This is a genomic window from Segeticoccus rhizosphaerae (genome assembly GCF_009192725.1).
In the GTDB taxonomy this organism is placed as follows: Bacteria; Actinomycetota; Actinomycetes; order Actinomycetales; family Dermatophilaceae; genus Segeticoccus; species Segeticoccus rhizosphaerae.
In genome coordinates this window covers 1-4,690 of sequence record NZ_VOHR01000289.1, presented here as the reverse complement: position 1 = coordinate 4,690, position 4,690 = coordinate 1, and the positions used below count along the sequence as shown (strand labels likewise).

Genomic DNA, 4,690 nt, shown 5'->3' with positions numbered 1-4,690 from the left:
CGTGGTCGTAGCCGGCTCCCGGCGCCACCGCGTAGACGGCTGCGGACTGACGGCCCCGCCGGTCGCCGCCGGCGCGGTCGCCGGCCAACAGGGCGTAGGTGAGGCGGTTCTCCAGGGGCAGGTGGGCGCCAGCGAGCCACGCCTGCTCGGCCTCGCGGATGACCTCCTCGCCGACCAGGATGTTGCCCTGGATCGCATAGCCGCCGCTGTCGTCGCGGCCCGCGACCCCACCGGCCCAGTCCACGCAGTCGGTGCCGGTGAAGGTCGCCTGGCCGGTCGAGGTGACCAGGCCGAGCTGTCGCGCCGGGGCGTTGCTGTTGTCGGCCACGAGTGCGGCCACGGTCTCGTCCGGGGTCGCGCCGTCGGTGACCATATCCAGGCCACGCTTCTTCCACGACACGTCGGCCATGGCCTGCGTCGCGAGGGCGCCCACCCCCAGCCGGGCAGCCGGCACCACGGACCCGACGGCCAGGAACTTGCTGGCCACGGCGACCCCGAAGGCCTCGCCGACGTTCGCCACGATGGAGAAAGTCATGCCGTGACCCTAGCGAGGGTCGGGGCGATGGGCATCCGGACGGCCGCGGGTCGCTCTCCCACCCGAGCCGCTAGCGTGGTCGCCATGCGAATCGGACTGCTCACCGGTGGCGGCGACTGCCCCGGACTCAACGCCGTGATCCGTGCCGTCGTCACCAAGGGTGTGACCGTCCACGGCCACGAGTTCGTCGGTTTCCGGGACGGGTGGAAGGGCCCGCTCGAGGGGCTGACGAGACCCCTCGGACTGGAGGACGTCGCCGGCATCCTCTCGCTCGGCGGCACGATCCTCGGCTCGTCGCGCACCAACCCCTACTCCACCGACGGCGGGGTGGACCTGATCCGCGAGAACGTCCAGCGAGCCGGCATCGACGCCCTCGTCGCACTCGGCGGGGAGGACACGCTGGGCGTCGCCAAACGCCTCACCGACGACGGCCTGGGTGTGGTGGGTGTGCCCAAGACGATCGACAACGACCTGGCCGCCACCGACTACACCTTCGGCTTCGACACGGCGGTCGGCATCGCGACCGAGGCGATCGACCGGCTGCGCACGACGGCCCAGTCCCACCACCGGGCCATGGTGGTCGAGGTGATGGGCCGCCACGCCGGCTGGATCGCACTGCACGCCGGGACCGCCGGCGGTGCCAACGGCATCCTCATCCCCGAGCAGCAGTTCGAGGTCGCCGAGGTCTGCGGGTGGGTCGAGTCCTGTATGGCGCGTGGCGTCGCGCCGATCATTGTGACCGCCGAGGGCGCCCTGCCCTCCGGCGGCGAGGAGCAGCTGCTGGCCCACGGCGTCGACGAGTTCGGCCACGTCCGGCTCGGGGGCATCGCGGAGTGGCTGGCCGAGGAGATCGAGCAGGCCACCGGCAGCGAGACCCGCTCGGCGGTGCTCGGGCACCTGCAGCGCGGTGGCACGCCCACGGCATACGACCGGGTCCTGTCGACCCGGTTGGGGCTCAACGCGATCGACGCCGTGCACGAACGTGACTTCGGGATGATGGTCGCGCTGCGCGGCACCGACATCGTGCGGGTCTCGTTGGCCGAGGCGACCGACGAGCTGAAGACCGTGCCGCCGGAGCGCTACGCCGAGGTCGCCGCCTTCTTCGGCTGACGCGACGACCAGCGGCGACGATAGAGCCGCGGCGACGACGCGCAGCGACAAAGGAGCGGAGCGACTCTGCCGCGCAGGAGCTGCGGCCAAGGGTTCGGTGAGGTCCGCATGGCGGACCCCGCGCTGTCCACCAGATGGGCGCACCTACCCTAGTCGGGTGAGCATCGACGCAACCCCCGACGTGCTCGCCGGGCTCGACGCCTGGCGGGACCTGCCGGCTGCCCAGCAGCCCGAGTGGCCGGACCACGGCGCGCTCGACCAGGCCGTCTCGACGCTCGCCAGCTATCCGCCACTGGTCTTCGCCGGCGAGTGCGACAACCTGCGCCGACAGCTCGGCGAGGCCGCGCGCGGTGAGGCGTTCGTGCTGCAGGGGGGCGACTGCGCCGAGACGTTCGCCGACGCGACCGCCGACAACATCCGTGACCGGATCAAGACCGTGCTGCAGATGGCGGCGGTCCTGACCTACGGCGCCAGCACACCGGTGGTGAAGGTCGGCAGGATGGCGGGGCAGTACGCCAAACCACGCAGCAGCACCACCGAGACCCGGGGCGACGTCACGCTGCCCGCCTTCCGGGGTGACATGGTCAACGGCTTCCCGTTCACGCACGAGGCGCGCCAACCTGACCCCGACCGGCTGGTGCGGGCCTACAACGCCAGCTCGGCCACTCTCAACCTCGTCCGGGCGTTCACCCAGGGCGGTTTCGCCGACCTGCGGCGGGTGCACGACTGGAACCGCGGGTTCGTCGCCAACCACGCCAACATGCGCTACGAGCGCCTGGCCGCTGACATCGACAAGGCGATGAAGTTCATGCTGGCCTGCGGCGCCGACTTCGACGCGATGCGGACCACCGAGTTCTTCGCCGCCCACGAGGCGTTGCTGCTCGACTACGAGCGGCCCATGACCCGCATCGACTCCCGGACCGGCCTGCCGTATGACGTGTCCGGTCACTTCGTGTGGGTGGGTGAGCGCACCCGCGACCTCGGCGGCGCGCACGTCGACTTCGTCTCGCGGATCCGCAACCCGATCGGCGTCAAGCTCGGACCGACCGTCGACCCGAGCGAGGTGCTGCGGCTCATCGACCGGCTCGACCCGGAGCGCGAGGACGGCCGGCTCACCTTCATCACCAGGATGGGCGCGGGGCAGGTGCGCGAGGCTTTGCCTCCGATCGTGGAGAAGGTCACGGCGGCCGGCGCCACCGTCTTGTGGATCTGTGATCCCATGCACGGCAACACGTTCGAGTCCTCGACCGGTTACAAGACCCGACGCTTCGACGACGTCGTCGACGAGGTGCGCGGCTTCTTCGAGGTGCACAAGCAGCTCGGCACCGTGCCGGGCGGCATCCACGTGGAGCTGACCGGCAGCGACGTCACCGAGTGCCTCGGTGGGTCCGGTGCCATCGACGACCTGGATCTCGAGAAGCGCTACGAGACCCTGTGCGATCCTCGGCTGAACCACCAGCAGAGCCTCGAGCTGGCCTTCCTCGTCGCAGAGATGCTGCAGGAGAGGTGACCGCCCGGTGACCGACGGAAGGGCCCCGCACACTTCGGCCGAGCTGGCCGAACCGCGGGTCATGCCGCCCGGTCAGCGCCGGTCGCCGCAGCTGCGGCCGGTCCACTACGGTCGGGTGCCGCGGGTCAACCTGTCCACCTGGCGGCTGTCCATCGGTGGGCTGACCGCGTCCGGCGAGGTCACCGCCCTGGACTGGGACCAGGTCACGGCACTGCCTCGCCTGGAGGTGCTGGCCGACCACCACTGCGTCGCGCGCTACACCACCCAGGACGTGCGTTGGTCGGGCGTGTCGGCACGGGCGTTGGTGGACCTCTGCCCTCCCGCGGACGGCGCCGAGTTCGTGCAGCTCTGGGCGACCTACGGCTACAGCAGCACCGTGCGGCTCGAGGACCTGCTCTCGGCGCGCGCCGTCTTCGCCACCCACCTGGACGGCGAGCCCCTGACTCCCGAGCACGGTTGGCCGATGCGCGTCGTGCTGCCCCACCTCTACGGCTTCAAGGGCCCCAAGTGGGTCGCGGCGATGGACTACCACCGGGAGCCGGTGCGCGGATTCTGGGAACAGCGGGGCTACCACGTCACCGGTGACGTCTGGCGCGAGGAGCGCTACGCCCACCAGGAGTGAGCCCGCGGTGAGACGAGGTCAGACGATGGTCAGGGTGATGGTGCTGCCCTTCGGCGCCATCGAGCCGGCCTCCGGCTTCTGCATCCGGACGGTCTGGAAGACGCCACCGAGGATCTTGGTGTAGCTCACCTTGAAGCCGGCGGCTGTGAGGATCTGCTCGGCCTCTCCAGTCTGCTTGCCGCCCACGTCCGGGACCTCGACCATCTCCGGCCCCTTGGAGATGGTCAGCTGCACCGTGTCGCCGCGGTGCAGGGTGCCGTTGGCAGGGGACTGGGCCATGACGGTGCCCTGGTCGTATTTCGTGCTGTAGTCCTCGTGGCCGGCGTCCACAGTCAGCCCGGCGCCCTCCAGCCGGCTGGTGGCGTCCTGCTTGGACTGCCCCACGACGTCGGCCACGGGGATCGGCTGCGGCCCCCTGCTCAGGGTGAGGGAGACCTTCGCGTCGCGCTTGAGCGGCTTGCCCTGCTCCGGAGAGGTGGCGACGACTGCGCCCTTGGCGATGTTCTCGTCATACGCGCCCTCGACCCTGCCGACCCGCAGGTGGTGCTTCGCCAGCAGGGCCTTCGCCTCGGACCTGGTCGCGCCGACCAGGCGTGGCACGTCGTGGCGCTCGGGGCCCTTGGAGACGGCGAGCTGCACGTCGCTGCCGCGGGCGACGCTCGCGCCGGCCGACGGCTCCGCGCTGATCACCCGACCGGCCCTGACGTGCTCGGAGTACTGCGGCTGGGTGACGGGATCGAGGTGCTGCCCGGTGAGCGTGTCCACGGCGTCCTGCTGGCTCATGCCGGCGAGGCGGGGCACCTCGACCCGGGCGCCCGGACCGAGGGTGAACCACCAGGTGCCGGCGCCGGCGAGGAGCAGCAGGACGAGCACCGCGGCCAGCAGGGCGGGCAGTGGGCGGTGCTGATCGGCG

Annotated in this window: 5 protein-coding genes; 3 read left to right on the top strand and 2 right to left on the bottom strand. The window is 71.2% G+C overall.

All coding sequences use genetic code 11. From position 1 onward, the window contains the following. Nucleotides 1-535 (bottom strand): DUF1028 domain-containing protein (locus FRW57_RS17410; protein WP_152186589.1); only part of this gene is annotated, 535 nt, incomplete at its 3' end. A gap of 84 nt (nt 536-619) precedes the next feature. Here FRW57_RS17410 and FRW57_RS17405 point away from each other — a divergent pair. The 3 genes from FRW57_RS17405 to FRW57_RS17395 all read left to right on the top strand — a co-directional run bounded on the left by FRW57_RS17405 (nt 620) and on the right by FRW57_RS17395 (nt 3,777). Then, nucleotides 620-1,645, top strand: a complete 1,026-nt coding sequence (locus FRW57_RS17405; RefSeq protein ID WP_137121041.1) for a 6-phosphofructokinase — start codon at nt 620-622, stop codon at nt 1,643-1,645. Between the two features lie 157 nt (nt 1,646-1,802). Further along, nucleotides 1,803-3,155, top strand: a complete 1,353-nt coding sequence (locus FRW57_RS17400; RefSeq protein ID WP_137121042.1) for a class II 3-deoxy-7-phosphoheptulonate synthase — start codon at nt 1,803-1,805, stop codon at nt 3,153-3,155. A 7-nt stretch (nt 3,156-3,162) separates the two neighbouring features. Then, nucleotides 3,163-3,777: a molybdopterin-dependent oxidoreductase gene (locus tag FRW57_RS17395; RefSeq protein ID WP_238384596.1), complete on the top strand. Its 615-nt coding sequence runs from the start codon at nt 3,163-3,165 to the stop codon at nt 3,775-3,777. Nucleotides 3,778-3,795: 18 nt separating this feature from the next. On the opposite strand, the gene FRW57_RS17390 is transcribed toward FRW57_RS17395, so the two are convergent. Then, on the bottom strand, nt 3,796-4,690 hold an 895-nt coding region (locus FRW57_RS17390), incomplete at its 5' end, for a Stk1 family PASTA domain-containing Ser/Thr kinase (RefSeq protein ID WP_152186588.1).

Excerpts from the sequence above, each read along its gene's own strand:
- FRW57_RS17405 (WP_137121041.1), top strand. The coding sequence starts at position 620 with ATGCGAATCGGACTGCTCACCGGTGGCGGCGACTGCCCCGGACTCAAC.